This is a genomic window from Streptomyces sp. NPDC038707 (assembly GCF_040636485.1).
Taxonomy (GTDB): Bacteria; Actinomycetota; Actinomycetes; order Streptomycetales; family Streptomycetaceae; genus Streptomyces.
Map to the genome: position 1 here is coordinate 111,085 of NZ_JBEZUP010000004.1, position 23,309 is coordinate 134,393.

At 71.2% G+C, this 23,309-nt stretch carries 21 protein-coding genes and 2 pseudogenes; 11 read left to right on the plus strand and 12 right to left on the minus strand.

What is annotated here, in order from left to right:
• Window positions 1–83: 83 nt before the first annotated feature.
• A pseudogene (locus tag AB0E62_RS07475) lies at window positions 84–2,477 on the minus strand (HAD-IC family P-type ATPase); the annotation flags it as partial.
• 90 nt (window positions 2,478–2,567) lie between these two features.
• The gene (locus AB0E62_RS07480) at window positions 2,568–2,834 is read right to left on the minus strand and encodes a DUF2530 domain-containing protein (RefSeq protein ID WP_362189492.1); all 267 of its coding nucleotides are present in this window, start codon (window positions 2,832–2,834) and stop codon (window positions 2,568–2,570) included.
• Between the two features lie 150 nt (window positions 2,835–2,984).
• Between AB0E62_RS07480 and AB0E62_RS07485 the strand changes: the two genes are divergently transcribed.
• The 3 genes from AB0E62_RS07485 (at window position 2,985) to AB0E62_RS07495 (ending at window position 6,425) form a co-directional block, all read left to right on the plus strand.
• Window positions 2,985–4,436, plus strand: a complete 1,452-nt coding sequence (locus tag AB0E62_RS07485) for an NCS2 family permease (RefSeq protein WP_362189495.1) — start codon at window positions 2,985–2,987, stop codon at window positions 4,434–4,436.
• Between the two features lie 174 nt (window positions 4,437–4,610).
• Window positions 4,611–5,048, plus strand: a complete 438-nt coding sequence (locus tag AB0E62_RS07490) for a MarR family transcriptional regulator (protein ID WP_362189498.1) — start codon at window positions 4,611–4,613, stop codon at window positions 5,046–5,048.
• A gap of 105 nt (window positions 5,049–5,153) precedes the next feature.
• Entirely contained in the window at window positions 5,154–6,425 is a 1,272-nt protein-coding gene (locus tag AB0E62_RS07495; RefSeq protein WP_362189501.1) for an MFS transporter, read from the plus strand.
• Between the two features lie 82 nt (window positions 6,426–6,507).
• Here AB0E62_RS07495 and AB0E62_RS07500 read toward each other — a convergent pair whose 3' ends face one another.
• On the minus strand, window positions 6,508–7,029 hold the full coding sequence (locus AB0E62_RS07500; RefSeq protein WP_362189504.1) for a GNAT family N-acetyltransferase: 522 nt from the start codon (window positions 7,027–7,029) through the stop codon (window positions 6,508–6,510).
• 40 nt (window positions 7,030–7,069) lie between these two features.
• On the opposite strand from AB0E62_RS07500, the gene thpR reads away from it, so the two are divergent.
• A complete protein-coding gene (thpR, locus tag AB0E62_RS07505) occupies window positions 7,070–7,642 on the plus strand; it encodes an RNA 2',3'-cyclic phosphodiesterase (RefSeq protein ID WP_362189507.1) in 573 nt (190 codons plus the stop codon).
• 322 nt (window positions 7,643–7,964) lie between these two features.
• Here the strand turns inward: thpR and AB0E62_RS07510 are convergent, their stop codons facing one another.
• The 4 genes and pseudogenes from AB0E62_RS07510 to AB0E62_RS07525 all read right to left on the minus strand — a co-directional run bounded on the left by AB0E62_RS07510 (window position 7,965) and on the right by AB0E62_RS07525 (window position 10,701).
• Window positions 7,965–8,960, minus strand: a complete 996-nt coding sequence (locus AB0E62_RS07510; protein ID WP_362189508.1) for an aldo/keto reductase — start codon at window positions 8,958–8,960, stop codon at window positions 7,965–7,967.
• Window positions 8,961–9,040: 80 nt separating this feature from the next.
• Entirely contained in the window at window positions 9,041–9,532 is a 492-nt protein-coding gene (locus tag AB0E62_RS07515) for a carboxymuconolactone decarboxylase family protein (RefSeq protein ID WP_362189509.1), read from the minus strand.
• 161 nt (window positions 9,533–9,693) lie between these two features.
• Window positions 9,694–9,924: pseudogene (locus AB0E62_RS07520) on the minus strand (Uma2 family endonuclease); the annotation flags it as partial.
• Window positions 9,925–10,026: 102 nt separating this feature from the next.
• Window positions 10,027–10,701 (minus strand): GDSL-type esterase/lipase family protein, encoded by a 675-nt coding sequence (locus tag AB0E62_RS07525; RefSeq protein ID WP_362189510.1) that lies wholly within the window; start codon window positions 10,699–10,701, stop codon window positions 10,027–10,029.
• A gap of 98 nt (window positions 10,702–10,799) precedes the next feature.
• Between AB0E62_RS07525 and AB0E62_RS07530 the strand changes: the two genes are divergently transcribed.
• On the plus strand, window positions 10,800–11,777 hold the full coding sequence (locus AB0E62_RS07530) for a WD40 repeat domain-containing protein (protein ID WP_362189512.1): 978 nt from the start codon (window positions 10,800–10,802) through the stop codon (window positions 11,775–11,777).
• A 153-nt stretch (window positions 11,778–11,930) separates the two neighbouring features.
• On the plus strand, window positions 11,931–13,478 hold the full coding sequence (locus tag AB0E62_RS07535; protein WP_362189514.1) for a cellulase family glycosylhydrolase: 1,548 nt from the start codon (window positions 11,931–11,933) through the stop codon (window positions 13,476–13,478).
• A gap of 72 nt (window positions 13,479–13,550) precedes the next feature.
• Here AB0E62_RS07535 and AB0E62_RS07540 read toward each other — a convergent pair whose 3' ends face one another.
• The 3 genes from AB0E62_RS07540 to AB0E62_RS07550 all read right to left on the minus strand — a co-directional run bounded on the left by AB0E62_RS07540 (window position 13,551) and on the right by AB0E62_RS07550 (window position 15,391).
• On the minus strand, window positions 13,551–14,291 hold the full coding sequence (locus AB0E62_RS07540; RefSeq protein ID WP_362189517.1) for a hypothetical protein: 741 nt from the start codon (window positions 14,289–14,291) through the stop codon (window positions 13,551–13,553).
• A 285-nt stretch (window positions 14,292–14,576) separates the two neighbouring features.
• Window positions 14,577–15,050: a hypothetical protein gene (locus AB0E62_RS07545; protein WP_362189520.1), complete on the minus strand. Its 474-nt coding sequence runs from the start codon at window positions 15,048–15,050 to the stop codon at window positions 14,577–14,579.
• A gap of 107 nt (window positions 15,051–15,157) precedes the next feature.
• A complete protein-coding gene (locus tag AB0E62_RS07550) occupies window positions 15,158–15,391 on the minus strand; it encodes a DUF397 domain-containing protein (protein WP_362189523.1) in 234 nt (77 codons plus the stop codon).
• 215 nt (window positions 15,392–15,606) lie between these two features.
• On the opposite strand from AB0E62_RS07550, the gene AB0E62_RS07555 reads away from it, so the two are divergent.
• Together AB0E62_RS07555 and AB0E62_RS07560 are read left to right on the plus strand one after the other, a co-directional pair.
• Window positions 15,607–16,374, plus strand: coding sequence for a DUF6879 family protein (locus AB0E62_RS07555; protein ID WP_362189526.1), 768 nt, complete (start codon window positions 15,607–15,609; stop codon window positions 16,372–16,374).
• Between the two features lie 18 nt (window positions 16,375–16,392).
• The gene (locus tag AB0E62_RS07560) at window positions 16,393–17,241 is read left to right on the plus strand and encodes a helix-turn-helix transcriptional regulator (RefSeq protein ID WP_362189529.1); all 849 of its coding nucleotides are present in this window, start codon (window positions 16,393–16,395) and stop codon (window positions 17,239–17,241) included.
• On the opposite strand, the gene AB0E62_RS07565 is transcribed toward AB0E62_RS07560, so the two are convergent.
• Complete coding sequence (locus tag AB0E62_RS07565; protein WP_362189532.1) at window positions 17,231–17,677, minus strand: ATP-binding protein; 447 nt, start codon at window positions 17,675–17,677, stop codon at window positions 17,231–17,233. The two genes, AB0E62_RS07560 and AB0E62_RS07565, sit on opposite strands and share 11 nt — an antisense overlap.
• A 159-nt stretch (window positions 17,678–17,836) precedes the next feature.
• Here AB0E62_RS07565 and AB0E62_RS07570 point away from each other — a divergent pair, with 159 nt between their 5' ends.
• Together AB0E62_RS07570 and AB0E62_RS07575 are read left to right on the plus strand one after the other, a co-directional pair.
• Window positions 17,837–18,619, plus strand: a complete 783-nt coding sequence (locus AB0E62_RS07570) for a DUF5753 domain-containing protein (protein WP_362189535.1) — start codon at window positions 17,837–17,839, stop codon at window positions 18,617–18,619.
• On the plus strand, window positions 18,616–18,795 hold the full coding sequence (locus AB0E62_RS07575) for a DUF397 domain-containing protein (protein ID WP_362189538.1): 180 nt from the start codon (window positions 18,616–18,618) through the stop codon (window positions 18,793–18,795). The genes AB0E62_RS07570 and AB0E62_RS07575 overlap by 4 nt, the downstream gene beginning before the upstream one ends.
• Before the next feature lie 70 nt (window positions 18,796–18,865).
• Here AB0E62_RS07575 and serC read toward each other — a convergent pair whose 3' ends face one another.
• The gene (gene serC / locus AB0E62_RS07580; RefSeq protein ID WP_362189541.1) at window positions 18,866–19,984 is read right to left on the minus strand and encodes a phosphoserine transaminase; all 1,119 of its coding nucleotides are present in this window, start codon (window positions 19,982–19,984) and stop codon (window positions 18,866–18,868) included.
• 156 nt (window positions 19,985–20,140) lie between these two features.
• Here serC and AB0E62_RS07585 point away from each other — a divergent pair, with 156 nt between their 5' ends.
• Window positions 20,141–23,191 (plus strand): FAD-binding and (Fe-S)-binding domain-containing protein, encoded by a 3,051-nt coding sequence (locus AB0E62_RS07585; protein ID WP_362189543.1) that lies wholly within the window; start codon window positions 20,141–20,143, stop codon window positions 23,189–23,191.
• Window positions 23,192–23,309: the final 118 nt, after the last annotated feature.

The window sequence follows — 23,309 nt, forward strand, 5'->3', positions numbered from 1 at the left end:
CCGCGTCACCCCTACGGCCGTCACCCTGACAGGTGATTTCGGTGAGGAGGTTTCCGGCCAGGGGCCGCCGGGTCCCCGGCCCGGGCCGGGAACCGGCGGTCGGCCCGCCGCCACAGGTACTCCAGGGCCGCCGACGCCACCGCGGCCACGCCGACCGCCGTCCAGGGCATCGTCACGCCGACCAGCCTCAGCGCGAAGAAGTCCTGGAACGCGGGGACGGCGAGGACCAGCAGGAAGGCCACGCCCATCGACACCACCAGGGCCACCCGCCACCAGGTGTAGGGGCGGGCGATGATCGCCAGGACCCACATGGAGACCAGGAACAGGGTCAGGGTGGCCGCGCTGGTCTCCGCGCCCAGCGCGCCCGGGCCGGCGTAGTGGTGCCGGGCGAGCAGATACGTCAGGAAGGTCGCCGCCCCGGCCACCACCCCGCCGGGGACCGCGTACCGCATCACCCGGCGCACGAACTGCGGTCTGGCCCGTTCCGTGTTGGGGGCGAGGGCCAGGAAGAAGGCCGGGACGCCGATGGTGAGCGTGGACAGCAGGGTCAGGTGCCGGGGCAGGAACGGGTACTCCACCCGCGCGCACACCACCAGCACCGCCAGCAGCACCGAGTAGACCGTCTTCACCAGGAACAGCGTCGCCACCCGCGTGATGTTGCCGATCACCCGGCGGCCCTCGGCGACCACCGACGGCAGGCTCGCGAAACTGTTGTCCAGCAGCACGATCTGCGCCACCGCCCGGGTGGCCTCGGACCCGGATCCCATGGCGACCCCGATGTCCGCGCTCTTCAGGGCCAGCACGTCGTTCACGCCGTCCCCGGTCATCGCGACGGTACGGCCACGGGACTGCAGCGCGTCCACCATGTCCCGCTTCTGCTGCGGGGTGACCCGCCCGAAGACCGTGCCCGCGTCCAGCGCCTCGGCCATCGCGGGCGGGTCGGCGGGCAGCCGCCGCGCGTCCACCGCCGCGCCCTCCAGGCCCAGCTTCGCGGCGACGGCGCCGACCGACACCGCGTTGTCCCCGGAGACGACCTTGGCGCGCACGTTCTGCTCGGCGAAGTAGCGCAGGGTGTCGGCGGCGTCCGGCCGCAGCCGCTGTTCCAGGACGACGAGGGCGGTGGGGCGGGCGCCCCGGGCCGGCTCGGGGTCGTCCAGGTCCCGGTGCGCCCGGGCCAGCAGCAGCACCCGCAGCCCCCGCTCGTTGAGGTGCTCGGTCTCGGCCAGCGCCGGGTCGCCGGGCCCGAGCAGCACGTCCGGGGCGCCCAGCAGCCAGGTGCTGGTCTCGCCGTCGCCCTCGCTGAACGCGGCCCCGCTGTACTTGCGGGCGGAGGAGAAGGGCAGCGACTCCACGCAGCGCCACTCCTCGGTGTCCGGACAGGCGTCGATGATCGCCCGGAGGGAGGCGTTCGGGCGCGGATCCGACTCGCCGAGCGCGCCCAGCACCTTGCGGACGTACCCCTCGTCCGCGCCGTTCAGCGGACGCAGCTCGGTGACGTCCATGCCGCCCTCGGTGAGGGTGCCGGTCTTGTCCAGGCAGACGGTGTCGACGCGGGCCAGGCCCTCGATGGCCGGCAGCTCCTGCACCAGGCACTGTCTGCGGCCCAGCCGGATGACACCGATCGCGAAGGCCACGGAGGTGAGCAGCACCAGCCCCTCGGGGACCATCGGCACGACCCCGCCGACCGTGCGGGCCACCGCGTCCTTGAGGTCGTCGCTCTTGACGACGAGCTGGGTGACGACGAGTCCGACGGCCGCCGGGACCATCATCCAGGTGACGTACTTGAGGATGGTGGAGATGCCGGAACGCAGCTCGGAGTGGACGAGCGTGAAGCGGGAGGCCTCCTCGGCGAGCTGGGCGGCGTAGGCTTCGCGGCCCACCTTGACGGCCTGGAAGGCGCCGCCGCCCGCGACCACGAAGCTGCCGGACATGACCTGGTCACCGGGGCGCTTGACGACGGGGTCGGCCTCGCCGGTGAGCAGGGACTCGTCGATCTCCAGCCCGTCCGCCTCGGCGCACACCCCGTCGACCACGATCTTGTCGCCGGGGCCGATCTCGATCAGGTCGTCCAGGACGATCTCGTGCGTGGCCAGCTCCGTCGCCACGCCGTCCCGCCGTACCGTCGGCCGGGCCTCCCCGATCACCGCGAGCGAGTCCAGGGTCTGCTTGGCCCGCCACTCCTGGACGATCCCGATGGCGGTGTTGGCGAGGATCACGAAGCCGAACAGGCTGTCCTGGACCGGCGCGACGAACAGCATGATCAGCCAGAGCACGCCGATGATCGCGTTGAACCGGGTGAGGACGTTCGCCCGGACGATCTCCCCCAGCGAGCGGCTGCTGCGCACCGGGATGTCGTTGACCTGGCCGCGCGCGACGCGCTCCGCCACTTCGGCGGGGCGGAGCCCGGCCGGGCGGGTCCTCGGCGACGGCACCGGACGTGCCGGATCGAGTTCCGCACCCGCGCGTATGTGGCTCATGCCTTCGACGGTACGTGCGCGGCCGCGCCCGCGCCCACCGGCGCGGCCGCCGTCCGCCGCCGGCGGCGCCTACGACCCGGCGGGGGGCGCCTACGACCCGGCGGGGGACGCCGGCGCGGCGGCCCGCTTGATCGCCGCGTCCCGCTTGCGGACGTACCAGACGCCGATCAGCCCCAGGCCGCCCCCGGCCAGGCAGGTCCACAGCCACCAGGTGTGGCCGTGCTCGTCGAACCAGCCGTAGAACGGCAGCTGGACCAGGAAGAGGACGAACCACACGATCGTGCCGCCGGTGATGGTGGCGACCACGGGGCCCTCCAGGGGCTCCGGCGCCTCGTGCTTGGGGGTCCACTTAGCCATGCGCACAGCTTATGCGGCTCCGCTGTCTACGCGCGGAGATAGCGATCTATGACTCATACGTTCATACTGGAGCCGTTTGTCTTTGGCCGTTTCCGCTCGTATGAAACTCCAATGGGGCTCGGGGGAACCCTGTTGGTGATGAGGTCACGCATGTCCACCTCGGCACCTGCCAAGGTCCCCACCCCCGGAACGCCGGGCGGCCCTCCCGCCTTCGGTTTCCTCGACCGCTACTTCCGGATCTCCGAGCGCGGCAGCTCCGTCGCCCGTGAGGTCCGGGGCGGTCTCGCCACCTTCTTCGCGATGGCGTACATCATCGTGCTGAACCCGATCATCCTCGGCAGCGCGAAGGACATGTACGGGCACCACCTGGACAACGGCCAGCTGGTGACGGCGACGACCCTGTCCGCCGCCTTCACCACGCTGCTGATGGGCGTCATCGGCAACGTGCCGATCGCGCTCGCCGCCGGCCTCGGCGTGAACTCGGTCGTCGCCCTCCAGCTCGCGCCGCGCATGACCTGGCCGGACGCCATGGGCATGGTGGTCCTGGCCGGTTTCGTGGTCATGCTGCTGGTCGCCACGGGGCTGCGCGAGCGCGTGATGAACGCCGTGCCGTTCGGCCTGCGCAAGGCGATCTCCATCGGTATCGGCCTGTTCATCATGCTGATCGGCCTGGTGGACTCCGGGTTCGTCACCCGGATGCCGGACGCTGCCCAGACCACCGTCCCGCTCCAGCTGGGCACCGGCGGTCACCTCACCGGCTGGCCGGTGCTGGTCTTCGTCCTCGGCGCGCTGCTCACCTTCGCGCTGATCGTCCGCAAGGTGCCGGGCGCGATCCTCGTCTCGATCATCGGCATGACCGTGGTCGCGATGATCATCAACGCGGTGGCCACCGTCCCGTCCTGGGGCCTGACGGTCCCGAAGTGGCCGGGCAACCCCGTCTCCACCCCCGACCTCGGCCTGGTCGGCCAGGTCAGCCTGTTCGGCGGCTTCCACAAGGTCGGCATCCTGACCGGCATCCTGTTCGTCTTCACGGTCCTGCTGTCGTGCTTCTTCGACGCGATGGGCACGATCATGGGCATCAGCGACGAGGCCAAGCTGACCGACGCCGAGGGCTACATGCCGGGCATCAACAAGGTCCTCTTCGTGGACGGCCTCGCCGTCGCGGCGGGCGGCGCCAGCTCCGCCTCGGCCACCACCGCCTTCGTGGAGTCCACGGCGGGCGTCGGCGAGGGAGCCCGCACCGGTCTCGCGAACATCGTCACGGGCGGCCTCTTCGCCGTCGCGCTGTTCCTCACGCCGATCGCCACGATGGTCCCCTCCCAGGCGGCCACCCCGGCGCTGCTCGCGGTGGGCTTCCTGATCCTGTCGAACTCCATCAAGGAGATCGACTGGGCGGACTACACCATCGCCATGCCGGCCTTCGTGACGATGCTGATGATGCCGTTCACCTACTCGATCACCAACGGCATCGGCATGGGCTTCATCACCTTCACCGTGCTGCGCCTGGCCGCCGGGCGGGCCCGGGAGATCCCGCCGGCGATGTACGTCGTCTCGGCCGTCTTCGCCTTCTACTACCTGATGCCGGCCCTCGGCCTCACCTGATCCCGCGCGGAGACCGCCCCGAACGAGCGCCCGGAGACCTGGTCCCGGGCGCTCGTTCCTTTTCCCGAGGAGTTCCCACGGGTTCCGCCGGGCGCCGGCGCAGTGGCGGGCGTCACGGGCGGTACGGCCCCCTCCGGTGGTCTTTAGTCAGAGTAATGAGTTACGCTAAAGAACATGCCGGACCTTACCCATGGCGACGACGCTGCCGCCGTGAACTCTCTCCGCTCCGCCGTGATGCGGCTGTCCCGTCGGCTCAAGCACCAGCGGGTGGACGAGTCGCTGAGCCCCACCGAGATGTCGGTGCTCGGCACCCTCGCCCGCTGCGGCTCGGCCACCCCGGGCGAACTGGCCCGCAAGGAGCACGTCCAGCCGCCGTCGATGACCCGCATCGTCGCGCTGCTCGAGGCCAAGGGGCTGGTCCGGCTGGAGCCGCACCCCGAGGACCGGCGCCAGAAGGTGGTCACCCAGACCGAACAGGCGGAGGCGATGCTCGAGGAGAGCCGCCGCAAGCGCAACGCCTTCCTGGCCGGCCTGGCCGAGGGCCTGGACGAGGACGAGTGGGCCGCCCTGCGCGCCGCCGCCCCCGTCCTGGAGAAACTCGCACACCTGTAAGCGCACCAGTCGAGGAGGCGAACCCTTTTGAGTACGGGATCCGGAATACCTTCCGCCCCCGCACCGACCCCTGCCACCCCCACACCCGCTTCCCGCAAGTCCTCGATGTTCAGCTCCCTGAGGATCCGGAACTACCGCCTGTTCTTCGCCGGCCAGGTCGTCTCCAACACCGGCACCTGGATGCAGCGCATCGCCCAGGACTGGCTGGTCCTCAGCCTCACCGGATCCTCGGCCGCCGTCGGCATCACCACGGCCCTGCAGTTCCTGCCGATGCTCCTGTTCGGCCTGTACGGCGGGGTCCTCGTGGACCGCCTGCCCAAGCGGCCCACCCTGCTGGTCACCCAGTCCGCGATGGCCGTCACCGGGCTCGCGCTCGCCGCGCTGACCCTCTCCGGACAGGTCCAGGTGTGGCACGTCTACGTCGCCGCCTTCGCCGTCGGCCTCGCCACGGTGGTGGACAATCCGGCCCGCCAGTCCTTCGTCTCCGAGATGGTCGGCCCCGGCCAGCTCCAGAACGCGGTCAGCCTGAACTCGGCGAACTTCCAGTCCGCCCGGCTCGTCGGCCCCGCCGTGGCCGGCCTGATGATCACCGGCGTGGGCACCGGCTGGGCGTTCCTCGCCAACGGCCTGTCCTTCGCCGCGCCGATCGCCAGTCTGCTGCTGATGCGCGCCCGCGAACTCCACGTGATCGAGCGCACCCCGCGCGGCAAGGGCCAGCTGCGCGAGGGCCTCAGCTACGTGGCCAAGCGGCCGGAGCTGATCTGGCCCATCGTCCTGGTCGGCTTCATCGGCACCTTCGGCTTCAACTTCCCGGTGTGGCTGACCGCCTACGCGGACGACGCATTCCACGCCGGCGCCGGCGCCTACAGCCTCTTCAACACCCTGATGGCCGTCGGCTCCCTGGTCGGCGCCCTGCTGGCCGCCCGGCGCGGCACGGCCCGGCTGCGCCTGCTGATCGCCGCCGCGCTGGCCTTCGGCACGCTGGAGACCGTCGCCTCGGTCGCGCCGTCGTACTGGTTGTTCGCGCTGCTCATGGTGCCGATCGGGGTGTTCGGCCTGACGGTGAACGTCACCGCGAACACGGCCGTGCAGATGGGCACCGACCCGGCCATGCGCGGCCGGGTGATGGCCCTGTTCATGATGGTGTTCATGGGCGGTACGCCGCTGGGCGCGCCGGTGGTCGGCTGGATCACCGACACCTACGGCCCCCGGATCGGCTTCGCCGCCGGCGGTGTGGTGTCGGCCCTCGCGGCCGGCGCGATCGGCCTGGTCCTGGCCCGCGTCGGCGGCCTGCGGCTGGCGGTGGGCTGGCACCACGGCCACCCGAGCGTCCGCTTCGTCCCGCGCGAGCGGGAGCGGCTCGCCACGGCCGCGTAGGCAGCCGGCGGTCCGCGGGTCCGGTCCATGGGTCCGGTCCATGGGTCCGGTCCATGGGTCCGGTCCATGGGTCCCGGAGGGTCTAGTCGACCCTCCGGGCCAGCACCTGTCCCGGCCAGGCGTCCGGACCGTGGGTGTAGGGGTGCGTCGGGGTGAAGCCGTTGGCCTCGTAGTAGGCGACCAGCTTGCGGTCGTCACCGGCGTAGCAGTCCACCCGCAGCAGGCCCACGCCCGCCCGCCGGGTCACCTCGGCGGCGTGCGCGAGCAGCGCGCTGCCCACGCCCCGGCCCCGGAAACGGCGGTCGGAGGCGAACCAGTGGATGTACCGCTCGGGCTCGCCGGGCGCCGGCAGGTGGGACAGATAGGCGCCGGGCCCGTCCGTGAGGGTGAGGGTGGCCGCCGGCTCCCCGTCGACCTCGGCGAGGTACGTGGTGCCCTGGGCCATGGTCCGCTCGACGGCCTCGGCGGTCCGGGTCCCCGACAGCGGCTCGGTGCCCCACTGGCGGGTACGGCCCTGTGAGACCAGCCACTCCACGCTGCTGTCGAGCATGCGGAGTATCGCGGGCAGATCGTCGGGGCCGCCTTCTCGGATGGTGATCGTCATCGACCCATCATGCCCGCCGGGGTCTGGGATCGTGAGGGCCATGAGACTCTTCGCCGCCGTACTGCCCCCGGAGCACATCGCGGACGAACTCGCCGCCGAGGCGGACCGGTTGCGGCAGCTCCCGGGCGCCGGCCGGCTGCGCTGGACGGGCCGCCCCGGCTGGCACTTCACGCTCGCCTTCTACGGCGAGGTCCCCGACGACGTCGTACCCGCGCTGGCGGACCGGCTGGCCCGCGCGGCCCGCCGGGCGGCGCCGTTCACCCTCGCCCTCGCGGGCGGCGGCCAGTTCGGCCGGGGCCGCGCGCTGTGGACGGGCGCCCGGGGGGATGTGGCGGAGCTGCGGCTGCTGGCCGGGCGCGCGGAGGCGGCGGGCCGGAAGGAGGGGCTGCCGATGGGGGAGCCCCGGCGCTACCAGGCCCACCTGACACTGGCCCGCGGCCGGCCCGAGCTGGACGTGCGGCCGTACGTCACCGCGCTCGCGGAGTTCGCCGGCGAGGCGTGGACGGTGGCCGACCTGGTGCTGATGCGCAGCCGGCTGCCCGTGGCCGGGGTACCGGGGGAGCAGCCGCGGTACGAGGTGGTCGGGCGGTGGGCGCTGGGCGGGGGCGGTTAGTCTCGAATACGTGGACCCGAAAACCCGGAACCGGATCATGGCCGGTGCGCTTGTGTTGATGTTCGTGGTGGTGGCTGTGGCGTCGGCCATGCGGTAGCCGTACGCCGACGGGGCGGCGGACCGTCGCCGACGGGGACGGGGACGGGGACGGCGGACCGTTCTCCGGCTGCGGGGCGGTTGTGGCTGGTCGCGCAGTTCTCCGCGCCCCTTGTGGGGCGCCTTTGGCGGGCGTGGGGGGAGAGGGGCGGGGAACCGTGGGGCCGTTTCCCGGTCACTGGCCGGATGTGATCGGCCGCGTGGTTCCCCGCGCCTTCAGGGCGTCCTACCAGGCGAAGGCCTCAGGGGACGGGCCCGGGCCCGGGAAGATCTCGTCGAGGGCGGTCAGCAGGTCGTCGCCGAGCTCCAGCTCGACGGCGCGCAGCGCGGACTCCAGCTGCGCCGCGGTGCGCGGGCCGACGATCGGGCCGGTGATGCCGGGACGGGTGAGCAGCCAGGCCAGGGCCACCTCACCGGGCTCCAGCCCGTGCTTGTCGAGCAGGTCCTCGTAGGCCTGGATCTGCGCGCGGGCCGCCGGGTCCTTCAGGGTGTCCGCGGCCCGGCCGGAGGCGCGGCGACCGCCCTGGACCTCCTTCTTGATGATCCCGCCGAGCAGACCGCCGTGCAGCGGCGACCACGGGATGACCCCGAGGCCGTAGTCCTGCGCGGCCGGGATGACCTCCATCTCGGCGCGCCGCTCGGCCAGGTTGTAGAGGCACTGCTCGCTGACCAGCCCGATGGTGCCGGCGCGGCGGGCGGCGGCCTCGTTGGCCTGGGCGATCTTGTAGCCGGGGAAGTTGCTCGAGCCGACGTACAGGATCTTGCCCTGCTGGACGAGGACGTCGATCGCCTGCCAGATCTCCTCGAACGGCGTGCTGCGGTCGATGTGGTGGAACTGGTAGAGGTCGATGTAGTCGGTCCCCAGGCGCTTCAGGCTGGCGTCCACCGCGCGCCGGATGTTCAGCGCCGAGAGCTTGTCGTGGTTGGGCCACACGTCCGCGCCGTCCGGGTCCATGTTGCCGTAGACCTTGGTGGCGATGACGGTCTTCTCGCGCCGGCCGCCGCCCTTGGCGAACCAGTTGCCGATGATGGACTCGGTCCGGCCCTTGTTCTCGCCCCAGCCGTACACATTGGCGGTGTCGAAGAAGTTGATGCCCGCGTCCAGCGCCGCGTCCATGATCGCGTGGCTGTCGGCTTCGTCGGTCTGCGGACCGAAGTTCATCGTCCCGAGGACGAGCCGGCTGACCTTGAGTCCCGTGCGTCCGAGCTGCGTGTACTCCATGGTCCACTAGACAACGGCCTGGAGTGCGCTCTAGGCAAGGCCCTGCCGTCGCGCGCGCCCGAACCGGGCGCGCGGTCCGGTCAGCTCGACAGCCGGGCGAACATGCCGGGCTCGTACGAGCCGCCGGGGTTGCGCGTGATCACGCCGAGCCGGTTGGCCGCGTTGATCAACGCGACCAGGTGGACGAGCGCCGTGGTCTGCTCCTCGTCGTAGTGCTCGCGGACCTGCCGCCAGGTCTCGTCGGACACGCCCTGGTGGGCGTCGGCGAGCCGGGTGCCCTCCTCGGCGAGCGCCAGCGCGGCCCGCTCGGCCCCGGTGAACACGGTGGAGTGACGCCAGACGGCCACCAGGTGCAGGCGTGCCGCGGTCTCGCCGGCCGCCGTCGCCTCCTTGGTGTGCAGGTCGGCGCAGAAACCGCAGCCGTTGATCTGGCTGGCGCGCAGCATCACCAGCTCCTGGGTGCTCCGGGGCAGCGTCGACTGCGTGATCCCGAGGCTGAGGCCGGCGAACCGCTTGCCGAGCCTGGCACCGAGGTCGTTGGCCGTCAGGTCGATACGGGGTTCCGTGGTCATGGGGGCGTCCTCACCGGGGTGTCGGTACCGCGCACGGCGTGGGCGCGGCGTCCTGTCGCCCACGAGACGCCGCCCGCCCCGCCGATGTGACAGGACGGGACGTGTGGCCCGCGTCACTCCGGGCCCGGCGGGTGACCGTGCCCCGCACGTCTGGGGCGGGGTCAGTCGCGGAGGAAGCCGTCCGTCTTGAGGACGAGGCCGACCACGGTGCCGGTCAGGTCGACGTCCTCGCCGAAGGCGACCTTGGTCCGCGTGATGTAGTCGCCTTCCTTGGGCTGGGTGTGGATGTGGCACATGCCCTTGCAGGGATCGGCGATCAGGTACAGGGGGACTTCGGCGGCGGCGCAGGCGGCCTTCTTGGGACCGTAGTCGTTCGCCGCGGTGCGCTTGGCGCCCCTCCCCGGCCGCCCCACGAACAGGTGCGGCCGCGCAGTACAACGGCAGTACGACGATGGGCACCACGCCCACGGAACGCCGGATTTCAGCCGACGTGATCAGTCCTCGTACGGCTGTCCGACCCCCCACGCCTCCCGCATCGCCCCCGCGAACGCCTCCGCGATCCGGTGCTCCCCGCTCGCGTTGGGATGCGTGCCGTCGTAGGTGTCGGTGTGGATGTCCCACCGCTCGGGCAGCGAGGCCAGCAGCAGCGGCGACCGTGCCTCGTCCAGGTCCGCGACCGTCTTGGCGAGCAGGTCGTTGAACCGGTCCACCTGCTCGGCGAAAGGCGCGTCCGACGCGGCCCGGACGTTGGGTATGACCGGCAGCAGGGCCATCCGTATCCGCGGCCGTGCCTCCCGCGCGGCCGCGACGAACGCCCGTACGTTCTCGTCCGTCTGCTCGGCGTTGGTGTAGAAGCCCAGGTCGATCAGGCCGAGGGAGACCAGCAGCACGTCGGCCCGGTGGACGCGCACCGCCTCGCCGATCAGCGGGGCCATGTGCAGCCAGCCCTCGCCCCAGCCCGCCAGGTGGCCGCGGGGAAAGCCGGGTTCGGCGTAGGCGAGAGACGTCGGGGCGCCGGCCTGCTGGTCGTAGAGCGTCTCGCGCGGGCCGACGAAGGTGAACGGGTCGCCGTACGTCTCGCACAGGTGCCGCCACAGCCGGTAACGCCACGTGTGTTCGCCCGCGCTCCCGATCGTCATGGAGTCGCCCACGGGCATGAACCTGAGCATGGGCTCATGATGGACGATGGCCGGGACCCGTGGAGCTCCGGGGTCCCCGAGTCCGACCACCTCCCCCGGACTCCCGCGGGGAATGGCAGGCTTGGGGCATGCGTCGATCGTTCGCCGTACTCGCCGGTGCTCTGCTCGCCGGTGCCTGCGCGCTGCCCGCCTCCGCCACCGGGACCGCCGAGGGAACGGGGGACAAGGGTTTCACCATCAAGGATCCGCGGATAACCGAGTCCAGCGGGCTCGCCGCCTCCCGGCAGCACCCAGGCGTCTACTGGACGCACAACGACAGCGACGACGGGCCTTATCTGTACGCCGTGGACAGCGCCACCGGCCGGACCGTCGCCCGGATCACCCTGCGCGGCATCGGCTCCCCGCGCGATGTCGAGGCCATCTCCATCGGGCCGGACAACCAGATCTACGTCGGCGACATCGGCGACAACTTCGGCGGCAAGTGGCCGTACGTGTGGATCTACAAGCTGCCCGAGCCGAAGCGGCTGACGGACCAGACGGTCACGGCCACGCAGTACGTGGTCAAGTACGCGGACGGCCCGCGCGACGCCGAGTCACTGCTCGTCCACCCCAGGACCGGGCGGGTCTACATCATCGACAAGAACGAGGAGGGCGGGCACCTGTACGAGGGCCCGGCCACCCTCTCCACGTCCGGCGCGAACGTCTTCCGCCGGGGCGCGTCCGTCGACCTGTGGGCCACCGACGCCGCCTTCTCCCCGGACGGCCGGCAGCTCGCCGTGCGCGGTTACTTCGGGGGCGTCTACTACGACTGGAACGACGGCCGGATCGAGCGGCGGGGGCGCCTGGACGTGCCGTTCCAGGGGCAGGGCGAGTCCGTGTCGTACTCCGCCGACGGCACGAAGCTGATGTACGGCAGCGAGGGCGCGGACAGCGCGGTGCAGGCGGCCGACGCCCCCGACCGCCCGGCCGGCGGGTCGCCGTCGGCCACGGCGGGTTCCGAGGGTCCGGGGGACGGGGACGGCACCCCGAGCCTGAAGGTGGGCGCCGTGATCCTCGCCGTCGGCGTGGCGGCGTTCCTGGGCCTGCGGTGGCTGCGGCGGGGGTGACCGGGCGGGCGCCGGCCGGGCGAGCGGTGTGTACCGAGGTGTGCCGCAGGTCTTGACGTGCTCATGTTGATCTGGGTTTCCTGTGCGGTGCGCGGCGCTTGGGAGCGCTCCCATTCAGGTTCGGCTGCCGCGCCTCCCGAGAGGAACCGACACATGTTCCGCACCCTCCGAAGAGCGCTGTGCACCGCTGCGGCGGCGCTCCTCCTGCCTCTGACCGGGGCCTACGCGGCACAGGCGGCCGACGCGCCCACGGCCGCCGCCGCCCCCGGCGCCGGGTACTGGCACACCAGCGGCCGGCAGATCCTGGACGCGGCCGGTCAGCCGGTGCGCATCGCCGGGATCAACTGGTTCGGCTTCGAGACCAGCAACCTGGTGGTCCACGGCCTGTGGACCCGCGACTACAAGAGCATGATCGACCAGGTGAGGTCGCTCGGCTACAACACCCTCCGGATCCCCTACAGCGACGACATCTTCAAGCCCGGCGCGACGCCCAGCGGCATCGACGTCTCCGCCGGCAAGAACGCCGACCTCCAGGGCCTGACCTCGCTCCAGGTGCTGGACCGGATCGTCGCGTACGCGGGCCAGGACGGGCTGAAGGTCATCCTGGACCGGCACCGCCCGGACTCGGCGGGGCAGTCGGCGCTCTGGTACACCGCGTCCGTCCCGGAATCGACGTGGATCGCCAACCTCAAGTCGCTGGCCGCCCGTTACCAGGGCCAGGACACGGTGATCGGCATCGACCTGCACAACGAGCCGCACGACCCGGCGTGCTGGGGCTGCGGCGACCAGGCCACCGACTGGCGCCTGGCGGCCCAGCGCGCCGGGAACGCGGTGCTCTCGGTCAACCCGGACCTGCTCGTCTTCGTGGAGGGCGTGCAGACGTACAACGGCGTGTCCGGCTGGTGGGGCGGCAACCTGATGGGCGTCGCCCAGTACCCCGTGCAGCTCAGCGTGCCGGGCCGGGTGGTCTACTCCGCCCACGACTATGCCACGAGCGTCGCCCAGCAGAGCTGGTTCAGCGACCCGTCCTTCCCGGCCAACATGCCGGGGGTCTGGGACAAGTACTGGGGCTACATCTTCAAGCAGAACATCGCTCCCGTGTGGGTGGGCGAGTTCGGCACGACGCTCCAGTCGGCCGTCGACCAGAAGTGGCTGGCCGCGCTGGCGGACTACCTGAGGCCGACCTCGACGTACGGCGCCGACTCCTTCCACTGGACCTACTGGTCGCTGAACCCCAACTCCGGTGACACCGGCGGCATCCTGAAGGACGACTGGACGACCGTCGACACGGTGAAGGACGGTTATCTGAAGGGCGTCAAGGCGCCGCTGTTCCCGGGCGGCGGGAGCGGTGACGGTGGCGGCGGCGGTGGCGGGGACAACGGCGGCGGGGGCGGCAGCGCGCCCGCGTGCAGCGCGTCCTACACCGTCAGCAGCGACTGGGGCGGCGGCTTCAACGCCGAGGTGAAGGTGACCAACACAGGCACGGCCGCCCTCAAGTCCTGGAAGGTCACGTGGACGTGGGGCGGTGCCCAGAAGATCTCGTCTATGTGGAACGCGAGTTACACCCAGAGCGGCGCGAGCGTGACGGTCGTGAACGCGGCTCACAACGGAAGCCTGGCGGCCGGCGGTTCGGCGGGCTTCGGCTTCGGGGCGGCGCCGGGCGGGGCGGCGACGCCGGCGCTCACCTGCACGGCGGCGTGAGGGAAGGGCGCCCGGTGCGGCACCGGGCGCCCTTCGTCGTCGCGGTTGGGACGTCGCTGTGGTCCTAAGCGGTTACTTCACGCACCCGGGAGCCGGGAACGGGGTGGTGGACGCGGGGTGGCCGCCGCCCTCCATGTTGGTGCGGAGCTTGGGAGCCGCGCCGTTGGGGTCGACGATCTCGGCCAGGAACCCGGCGCTCTTGGGCAGCGACGGGTGGGCGCGGTTGACGACTCCGGCGAAGCGCGTGCCGTCACCGGCGTCCTTGAAGAACGCCGACGGACCGTTGAGCCCGTTGCTCGTCACGGCGACCGTCCCGGCCCCGATGAAGTGCTCCGTGATGATCGTGCAGCCCCGTGCGTCGGGGGTGCCGGCCTTCGGGAGCGCGTAGGTGTGCGGGCCGCCCTTGGCGCCGGTCACCCGGAGCGCGGGCTTGGCGCCCTTGGCGTCGACCAGCCGCAGGGACAGTCCGTGCTGGGTGGCCGTGAGGTGGCCGCGGTCCAGCTCGGCCAGGACGCGGCCCATGTACGGGTCACCCGACCGCCAGTTCTTCGGAACGGTGCGGATCCAGGCCTCCGGGCCGCCCGCCTTGGGGTCGTTGCGCAGGACGGCCACCATGTCCTTGCCGATGGCGACGGCCTTGCCCGCGTAGCGGCCGGCGGGGTTCGGCTTGGGAGCGGCCTTGGCGGCCTTGGCGGCTTTGACGGTGGGGGCGGCGGAGGCGGTCGCCGCCGGCAGGACGGCGGCGGTGCCGACGGCGGTCAGCAGGACCGAGGCGGTCATGAGAGCGCGGCGGTGGCGTGCGAACACGGACATGGGAAATCTCCTCGAAGCGTGCGCGGAAAAAGAAGAAAAGGGTTCGCATGCCGCTCCACGACGGGCCGACGCCCGGGCGGCACCGCGGTGGGTGCCCGGTACACCGGTGTTCGGCGGGCTGGGGAGTGGCGACGTGAAAAAGATAAGTAACCGGATACGACATCGCTGTCTTGCTATTGTCACAGAATTTCGACAGGAAATGGAATCCTGATCTCCGCCGGTGGTGTGACGCAGAGGCGCGGTTAAATTCCAGTGAACACACGGAGAATACCCGTGCTCGCGCCCTTATGGGCCGCCGAGTGGGCAGGGCAGGGCGGGGCGTGCGCGATTGGGTGCGCAGCTCACCACGGCCACGGACAGGAACGCCGGCCGCTCGAGATAGAACCCGAGCGACACATCACCGCCTGACGCCAGCCGCTCGGCGGCGGAGGTGAGGAGGGCGGTGAGGCGACCCCGGTCGCGGTAGGCGTCGGCGGCGAACCGGGGCGCGTACTCGCTGAGCCGCTCCCCGAGCCAGCCGGCGGCGGCCGACGGTTCCTGCCAGGTTCCCTTGACGAGGGTGCGCGGCTTGACCAGCCAGTACGCGGTCTCCAGCGGCGGCAGGTCCGAGGCCGGGAACTCGACGGTGGCGAGGCGGTACCGCTGCATCAGCTCCGGGCCGCTGGTGGGCGGGGGCGGCTCGGGGTGGGGCGGGCGCCGCAGGGCTTCCTCGTCGAAGCGGGGCTTGGGACCGGTCCAGAGGTAGGCGTGGTGGTGCACCCGGGTCCTCTTCTGTGCGCTGTGCGGGCCGGTTCCGGGGGATTCCGGGGTGACGACAGCCCCGGGAATCACTCCGGAACCGGCTGGATTTCTGGGGGTGGGGAGGCTCAGAGGGCCAGACCGAAGCGGGCCGGGTCGATACCGGCGGCGCTCAGCTCGTGCGTGGTGAACCGCAGAGGTTCCGCGTCGGGCCGCTTGCTGTCCCCGAGCGCCCAGGCGTCCTCACCGATGCGGGCGAGGGTCACGCAGGACTCGCCGTCCGGGTGGGTGTTCCCGCCGCACGCCCTGAGGAACGAGGCGCCGCCGAGGTCGAGCGCGTACAGGTCAATTCCGTTCACCATCGCTGTACCTTCCTGCTCCGCTGTCACGGCCGCTGTCCGGCCGCCGCCGCCCTGGGTGGGCGGGAGGTGAGGCGACCGTAGGGGGCGGTCGCGGAGCAAGGTGGCGAATATTCTCAACTATTCTCCTGCGGTCACTCTGGATGCATGGCCATTCACTATCAGGCACCGAGATGCTGTGTGCACCAGCTTCGACGACACCCAGGGGGTGGTTGCGCATGGCGCGCAGGTTGCGGTTCAACGGGACGGGGAGTGGCGTCACTGGATGCCCGTCGGTGCATGAGGACCTGGACCGCGGGGAGGTGATCGTCCACGGTCCGCCGCTCACCGATTCGGAGGACGTCGCGCAGCTTCAGTACCTTTCCGAGGGTGAAGTTGCTGTGGTGGTGCCGCGGGACCTGCTGGTTGACTGGACCCCAAAGGAGCGGACGCGGCAGGTGCGGACGATCGACCTGGATGAGTTCAACAGCTTGTTCGAGAAGTTCGAGCACACGGCGTGGCGACTGGAGACGCGCCGCCGGTACGCGAGTGACGAAGAGGGCGACCGGTGGAGCCGGTTCATCAAGTACGGAACGATTGGCGAGGGCGAGGATTCGGACTCGCTCTACAACTGGTGGACCGAGACGATTCGCGCACACGCCGCACAGGGCAGGCGGGTCGAGCGGGTACGCGTCGTGGACCAGCCCGCCACCACCGGTCAGCGGTACCTCCTCGACAGCGCCAGGTGGAACGTGGGCCTTGGCGAGGACATCCGCAACATGTGGCGCACCGACGCGGACCGACTTCGTTTGCCCGCCGAGGACTTCTGGCTGTTCGACAGCCGCCTCATCGCGCTCCTGCGGTTCAATGACGACGATCAGCTCACGCACGTGGACTTGATCACCGAGCCGTCGGAGGTGGTGCGCTGCTGCATGGTGCGGGATGCTGCTTGGCACCACGCCGTACCGTGGAAGCAGTTCACGGCTGAGATGCAGAGCGACGCATAGGGGCAAGAGCGGATACCGGTGAGCACGGACTATCAGAGGGCACGTGAGGAACTTGGGCGCAGGCTCAGGGAACTGCGTATCGAAAGTCCTGATGGCCGGCTCACCGGCAGCCAGCTCGCTCAGCGGCTGGGGTGGCCTCAGTCGAAAGTCAGCAAGCTGGAGAACGGCAGGCAGACCCCCACGGACGACGACCTGCGGGCATGGGCCGATGCCGTAGGGCAGTCCACTGCGTTCGCCGAACTCCGAGCCCGGCTCAGGGGCTTCGAGAGCCATATCCGCTCCTGGCGACGCCAGCTAGTGGCGGGGCATCGTCCTGTGCAAGAGACCTGGAATGCGCTCGTTGCGGAGTCCCGGGTTTTGCATATGTGGGAGAACTGCTTGGTCAGTGGCATGCTCCAGACGGCCGATTACGCCCGGTATGTCTTCGAGCGCTACACGGACCTCCGGTCCTCTCCCCGGGATGTGGAAGAGGCCGTGCGGGCCCGCATGAAACGGCAGGAGTGGCTGTACCGGCCCAGTAAACGGCTGAACCTGATCATGTGGGAAGGTGCCCTGTGGGCCCGCGTGTGCCCGGCGGACGTGCTGGTCGCTCAATTGGACCGTCTGTTGGGCGTTGTGGGCATGGACACGGTGCGCCTCGGCATACTGCCGCTGGACGCAGAACTGCGAATCCCGCCGGGGAACCCCTTTTCCATGCTCGATGATCGCCTGGTCGTGGTCGAAGACTGGCACGCCGAACTCTGGCTGGACGATGCCGAAACGATCGCTCTCTACCGCCGCGTGTGGGACACCTTCGCGGAGTCGGCCGTCTTCGGTGCCGAGGCACAGCAGGTGATCGCCCGGGTGCGGCGGAGTATCAAGGTCTGAGGACGTACAGCCGTACGACGTCATCGGAGGTTTCCCACAGGGGCGTTCGTACGGGAGCCGGGGTCTGCCAGCACTCCTCGTCGCGGGGGAACGGGAGTCGGTGGCCGGCGGCGCGAGAGCGTTTGGCCCAGCGGCGCCAGCGGGCGTCATGGGGGTTCGGCAGGCACCAGGCGTACGGCGGTGCTCCCTTTGTTGTGTTACGGGTGGTCCAAAACATGGGGGGTCTCCGGGAGGGGAGGGTGAAGCGGGTCCAGACCGTCTTGGTGTATGGCCCCTGTCGATGCCCCCACGCGTCGGCCAGCGCGCCCACCAGGGCCAGTCCGCGGCCGCCTTCCTCGTCCAGGCCGGGGCGGCGGGGCAGGGGGAGCCGGTCCCGGTCCGGGTCGGAGACCTCCAGGACCAGTTCGCAGCGGCAGAGCACGAGCGTGACCCGCACCCGGGCGTCGGAACCCGGCAGTGGCTCACGGCGTTGGTGACGAGTTCGTTGGCCGACAGGGTGGCACGCTCGGCGAGTTCACCAGTGATTCCCCAGTCGGCGAGGGCCTTGCGGACGTAGTCCCGAGCGGTCGGGACGTGAGCCGCCAAGCTGGATCAGATGGAGTCCGCGGAAATCATCGCCGCGAGTCAAGCTCGGGTCAGTCGCCTGGAAAGCGGACACGTCACCGCGCGCGTTATCGAAGTGCGGTTGCTGCTGGATGCGTACGGCGTTACGGACCCGGAAGTGCGCGCCAAGCCGGAGGAGTTGGCCAAACACTCCAAGAACCGTGGCTGGTGGCTCGAACACGCCGAGCACCTTCGGCCGGACTACCTTGACCACATCGCGCTGGAGGACGACGCGACGTACATCCGCGAGTGGCAGCCGGTGCTGGTGCCCGGGCTGCTGCAAACCTCTGCGTACGCCGAAGCGGTCATCGGAGCGCCCCCTCACTACATCGCCCCGGAGCGCATCGCCCAGCTGGTGAAGGTGCGCGTGGCGCGGCAGGCGAAGATCGAGGAAGGTGGGGCGGCGTACACAGCCATCCTCTGGGAAGCGGTCATCACGCAGCCGATGGTGAGCGCCGAGACGCACCGTGAGCAGTTGTCAAAGATCCTTGAGGTGGGCACACGCAAGAACGTCACCATTCAGGTGTTGCCTTTCAGCGCGGGCGCGGTGGCCGGCTCGACGTACGCTTTCTCGTCCTTCAGCTTTGAGTCCGAGCCGACCGTCGAGGCTGTAACCATGGAGAACTTGCGAGGCACCTCTGTTCTGGAGGCTCCAGAGGGTCTTGCGGCTTACGCCAACGCGTTCGACCAACTACGATCGGCAGCACTGGGACCCGAGGCCAGTGCGCGGTTCATCCAGGACGCACTGCGAAGTAGCAAGGGAAACCCATCGTGACCGAGGTCGTAAGCACCTTCCGGAAGTCGTCGCACTCCGCCGGCGAGGGCAACTGCGTAGAGGTCGCCGACACCGCCCCCGGAGGCCGAGCCGTCCGCGACAGCAAGCAGGACGACGGCCCCCTCCTCACCGTCTCCCGTGACAGCTGGCAGTCCTTCATCCGGCAGTTCGCGTAGGACATCGCAGCGCACACACGAAGGGCGCCCGGCATGCACCGGGCGCCCTTCGTCGTCGTAGGACGAGAGGTCAGAGCTTCTCGATCACGTAGTCCACGCACTTCGTCAGCGCCTCGACGTCCGCCGGGTCGATCGCCGGGAACATCGCGATGCGCAGCTGGTTGCGGCCGAGCTTGCGGTACGGCTCGGTGTCCACGATGCCGTTCGCGCGCAGCACCTTGGCGACGGCGGCGGCGTCGATCTCGTCGGCGAAGTCGATCGTGCCGATGACCTGGGACCGCTTGGCCGGGTCGGAGACGAACGGGGTGGCGTACTTGGATTCTTCGGCCCAGGTGTACAGGCGGGTCGAGGAGTCCTTCGTGCGGGCCGTGGACCAGGCGAGGCCGCCCTGGCCGTTGAGCCACTCCAGCTGCTCGTTGAGGAGGAACAGGGTGGCGAGGGCCGGGGTGTTGTACGTCTGGTTCTTGCGGGAGTTGTCGATCGCCGTCGGGAGCGAGAAGAACTCCGGGATGTGGCGGCCGGACGCGTGGACGCGCTCGGCGCGCTCGATCGCGGCGGGGGAGAAGACGCCGATCCACAGGCCGCCGTCGGAGGCGAAGGACTTCTGCGGGGCGAAGTAGTAGACGTCGGTCTCGGCGATGTCGACCGGCAGGCCGCCCGCGCCGGAGGTGGCGTCCACGAGGACGAGCGCGCCCTCGTCGGCGCCGGCCACGCGCTTGATCGGCATGGCGACACCGGTGGAGGTCTCGTTGTGGGTGAGGGCGTAGACGTCGACGCCCGCCTCGGCCGTCGGCTCCGGGTGGGTGCCGGGGTCGGAGGCGATGACGGTCGGCTCGGCCAGCCAGGGCGCGAGCTTCGCGGCCTTGGCGAACTTGGAGGAGAACTCACCGAAGTTCAGGTGCTGGGACTTGTTCTCGATCAGGCCGTGCGTGGCGATGTCCCAGAAGGCGGTGGAGCCGCCGTTGCCGAGGACGACCTCGTAGCCCTCGGGCAGGGAGAACAGCTCGGAGATGCCCTCGCGGACCTTGCCGACCAGGTTCTTGACCGGCGCCTGACGGTGGGAGGTGCCCAGCAGGGACGTGCCGGTGGCGGCGAGGGCGTCCAGCGCCTCGGTCCGCACCTTGGAGGGGCCCGCGCCGAAACGTCCGTCGGCGGGCTTGATGTCAGCGGGAATCTGGATGTCGGCCACGGTAGGAGGTTAGCCGCTGGAGGAAGCGCGCACGGAATTCTGTCCGTTCGATGAGACGAGATCACCAGGTCGTGAACTTGTGAGGTCGTACGACTATTCAGGGGTGCCTGTGGAAAACTTTCCGTGACTGTGCGTGATCGGATGCATCCTGGACGCATGACGGATCGTGGGGATGTCGCAGGGGACAGCGGGCGCACGGGCACCGGAGTCACGGACTCGGCCGCGCTCGCGGGGGCGTTGCGCAAGGCTGTCAGGGGTGACGTCGGATTCGACGTGACCGCCCGGGCGCTGGTCACCATGGACGCGTCGAACTACCGGCGGGTCCCGCTGGGCGTCGTGGCGCCCAGAGACGCCGACGACGTGGCCGCCGTGCTGGAGGTGTGCCGGGAGCGCGGGGTGCCGGTGGTGGCGCGCGGCGGGGGCACGTCCATCGCGGGGCAGGCGACCGGCACCGGCGTGGTGCTGGACTTCACCCGGCACATGACCGCGCTGGTGGAGCTGGACCCGGGCAGCCGCACGGCCGTCGTGCAGCCGGGGCTGGTCCTCGACCGGCTCCAGGAGGCCGCCGCCCCGCACGGACTGCGGTTCGGCCCCGACCCCTCCACGCACAGCAGGTGCACGCTCGGCGGAATGATCGGCAACAACTCGTGCGGCTCCCACTCGGTCGCCTGGGGCACGACCGCGGACAGCGTGCGGGAGCTGTCCGTGATCACCGCGCGGGGGCGGCGGCTGCGGCTCGGGCAGGGGTGGGCGGGCGCCCCGGACGGGCTGCGCGAGCTGGCCGAGGGCGAGCTGGCCCGGCTGCGGACGGGCTTCCCGGACCTGCCCCGCCGCATCTCCGGGTACGCGCTGGACGCGTTGCTGCCGGAGAAGGGCGCGGATGTCGCCCGTTCCTTCTGTGGCTCCGAGGGCACCCTCGGGATCCTCACCGAGGCCGTGGTCCGCCTGGTCGACAACCCCCGCGCGAGGGCGCTGGCCGTGCTGGCGTACGCCGACGAGAGCGCCGCCGCCGAGGCCGCCGCGGGCCTGCTGCCGCTCGGGCCGCTCACGGTGGAGGGCATGGCCGCCGACCTGGTCCCGGCCGGGGCGGGGCTGCCCCGGGGCGGCGCCTGGCTGTTCGTGGAGACCGGCGGGGAGACGCCGGACGCCGCACGCGCGCGTGCGCGGGAGATCGTGCGCGCCGCCGATGTCGTGGACTCCCTGGTGGTCACCGACCCGGCCGCCCAGCGGGTGCTGTGGCGCATCCGGGAGGACGCGGCCGGCACGGCCACCCGGATGCCCGACGGCTCCGAGGCCTGGCCCGGCTGGGAGGACTGCGCGGTGCCGCCCGCCCGCCTCGGCGGCTACCTCCGCGACTTCCGCGCACTGCTGGCCGCCCACGGACTGCGCGGCACGCCGTACGGCCACTTCGGCGACGGCTGTATCCACGTCCGCATCGACTTCGACCTGCTGACCGAGGCGGGCGTCGGCCGCTTCCGCCGCTTCTCCGAGGAACTGGCCGACCTCGTCGTGGCCCACGGCGGCTCCCTGTCCGGCGAACACGGCGACGGCCAGGCCCGCGCGGAACTGCTGCCGCGGATGTACGGCGCCGAGACGGTACGGCTGTTCGAGCGGGCCAAGGCGGTGTGGGACCCGGACGACCTCCTCAACCCCGGCATGCTGGTCCGCCCGGCCCGGCTGGACGAGAACCTGCGCTTCGCGGTGCTGCCCCGCCGCCCGGTCGACGTGGCCTTCGCCTACCCGGACGACGGCGGCGACTTCCGCGCGGCCGTCCGCCGCTGCGTCGGCGTGGCCAAGTGCCGTACGGCGACCGCGGCCGGCCCCGCTGTGATGTGCCCCTCCTTCCGGGCGACCGGCGAGGAGGAGCACTCCACCCGGGGCCGGGCCCGGCTGCTGCACGAGATGCTCGCGGGCGACCTGGTCACCGACGGCTGGCGGTCCCCGGAGGTCCTGGACGCCCTGGACCTCTGCCTGTCCTGCAAGGGCTGCCGCTCGGACTGCCCCGCCGGTGTCGACATGGCCACGTACAAGGCCGAGTTCCTCCATCACCACTACGCCCACCGCAGCCGCCCCGCCGCCCACCACAGCATGGGCCGCCTCCCGGAATGGCTCCGCTGGGCGTCCCGCACCCACCTGGCCCCGCTGCTCAACACCCTCGCGTCCGTCCGCCCCCTGGCCGCCCTCGGCAAACACCTGGCCGGAATCGCGCCGGAACGGGACATCCCCCTCCTGGCGCCCCGCACGTTCACGACGTGGTGGCACAGACGAGACCGGACAACACCGGGCGCCACCACCCTCGGCCCCGCCTCCGGTCCCGCCCCCGTCGCGCATCCCACTGCCGCCTCCGCCTCCACTGACACCTCCGCCCCTACTGCCGCCCCCACCCCCGCTTCCGCCCCGCCCCCCGGCACCCTCGTCGTCCTGTGGCCCGACACCTTCACCGAGCACCTCTCTCCGTCCGTCGGCCGGGCCGCCGTCCGTGTGCTGGAGGCGGCCGGGCTGCGGGTGGCGCTTCCGCCGACGCTGCTGCCCCGCGGGGGAGCGATCGGCGACGGCCGGACCCGGTCGGCCGCCGCGCTGCTCACCGCCCGCCGGGCCCGGGTCTGCTGCGGCCTGACCTACGTCTCCACCGGCCAGCTCGACCGCGCCCGCACGGTGCTGCGACGCACCCTGGGCCTGATGGAACCGGTGCTGCGGGCCGGGGCCCCGGTCGTCGTCCTGGAACCGAGCTGTGCCGCCGCCCTGCGCACCGACCTCCCGGAACTCCTGCCCGACGACCCGCGGGCCGCCCGGCTGTCCGCCGCGGTCCTCACCCTCGCCGAAACCCTGGAGCGGCACGCGCCGCACTGGACCCCGCCCGCCGTCGACCGCCCGGTGGCCGGCCAGACCCACTGCCACCAGCACGCGGTGCTCGGCGACAGCCCCGACCGCCGGTTGCGCGCCGCCGCAGGCCTCACCGGCGAGCTGAGCGGGGGCTGCTGCGGCCTGGCCGGAAACTTCGGCTTCGAGAAGGGCCACTTCGAGGTCTCCCGGGCCTGCGCGGAGGACCAGCTCCTCCCCTCGGTCCGCCAGGCCGCCGAGGACACGGTGATCCTGGCCGACGGCTACTCCTGCCGCACCCAGCTGGACCAGCTCGCCGGCGTCCGGGGCCGCCACCTGGCGGAGGTACTGGCGCAGGCCCTGGACGGGACGGGCGGCGCCCGGTGAACGGGAGGCCGGTGGGCCGTCCGCCATCCGGGAGAGCCGTATCTCACCATCCAGGACAGCTCCATGAGGGGTTCACACTCCTGTCGAAGTCTATTACCCTGGACTTGGTAGTACATGG

What these genes read in the sequence shown, in the direction of transcription:
- AB0E62_RS07480 (WP_362189492.1), bottom strand. Translation starts at nt 2,834, where the DNA reads ATGGCTAAGTGGACCCCCAAGCACGAGGCGCCGGAGCCCCTGGAGGGC.
- AB0E62_RS07485 (WP_362189495.1), top strand. Translation starts at nt 2,985, where the DNA reads ATGTCCACCTCGGCACCTGCCAAGGTCCCCACCCCCGGAACGCCGGGC.
- AB0E62_RS07490 (WP_362189498.1), top strand. Translation starts at nt 4,611, where the DNA reads ATGCCGGACCTTACCCATGGCGACGACGCTGCCGCCGTGAACTCTCTC.
- AB0E62_RS07495 (WP_362189501.1), top strand. Translation starts at nt 5,154, where the DNA reads ATGTTCAGCTCCCTGAGGATCCGGAACTACCGCCTGTTCTTCGCCGGC.
- AB0E62_RS07500 (WP_362189504.1), bottom strand. Translation starts at nt 7,029, where the DNA reads ATGACGATCACCATCCGAGAAGGCGGCCCCGACGATCTGCCCGCGATA.
- thpR (WP_362189507.1), top strand. Translation starts at nt 7,070, where the DNA reads ATGAGACTCTTCGCCGCCGTACTGCCCCCGGAGCACATCGCGGACGAA.
- AB0E62_RS07510 (WP_362189508.1), bottom strand. Translation starts at nt 8,960, where the DNA reads ATGGAGTACACGCAGCTCGGACGCACGGGACTCAAGGTCAGCCGGCTC.
- AB0E62_RS07515 (WP_362189509.1), bottom strand. Translation starts at nt 9,532, where the DNA reads ATGACCACGGAACCCCGTATCGACCTGACGGCCAACGACCTCGGTGCC.
- AB0E62_RS07525 (WP_362189510.1), bottom strand. Translation starts at nt 10,701, where the DNA reads ATGCTCAGGTTCATGCCCGTGGGCGACTCCATGACGATCGGGAGCGCG.
- AB0E62_RS07530 (WP_362189512.1), top strand. Translation starts at nt 10,800, where the DNA reads ATGCGTCGATCGTTCGCCGTACTCGCCGGTGCTCTGCTCGCCGGTGCC.
- AB0E62_RS07535 (WP_362189514.1), top strand. Translation starts at nt 11,931, where the DNA reads ATGTTCCGCACCCTCCGAAGAGCGCTGTGCACCGCTGCGGCGGCGCTC.
- AB0E62_RS07540 (WP_362189517.1), bottom strand. Translation starts at nt 14,291, where the DNA reads ATGTCCGTGTTCGCACGCCACCGCCGCGCTCTCATGACCGCCTCGGTC.
- AB0E62_RS07550 (WP_362189523.1), bottom strand. Translation starts at nt 15,391, where the DNA reads ATGGTGAACGGAATTGACCTGTACGCGCTCGACCTCGGCGGCGCCTCG.
- AB0E62_RS07555 (WP_362189526.1), top strand. Translation starts at nt 15,607, where the DNA reads ATGGCGCGCAGGTTGCGGTTCAACGGGACGGGGAGTGGCGTCACTGGA.
- AB0E62_RS07570 (WP_362189535.1), top strand. Translation starts at nt 17,837, where the DNA reads ATGGAGTCCGCGGAAATCATCGCCGCGAGTCAAGCTCGGGTCAGTCGC.
- AB0E62_RS07585 (WP_362189543.1), top strand. Translation starts at nt 20,141, where the DNA reads ATGACGGATCGTGGGGATGTCGCAGGGGACAGCGGGCGCACGGGCACC.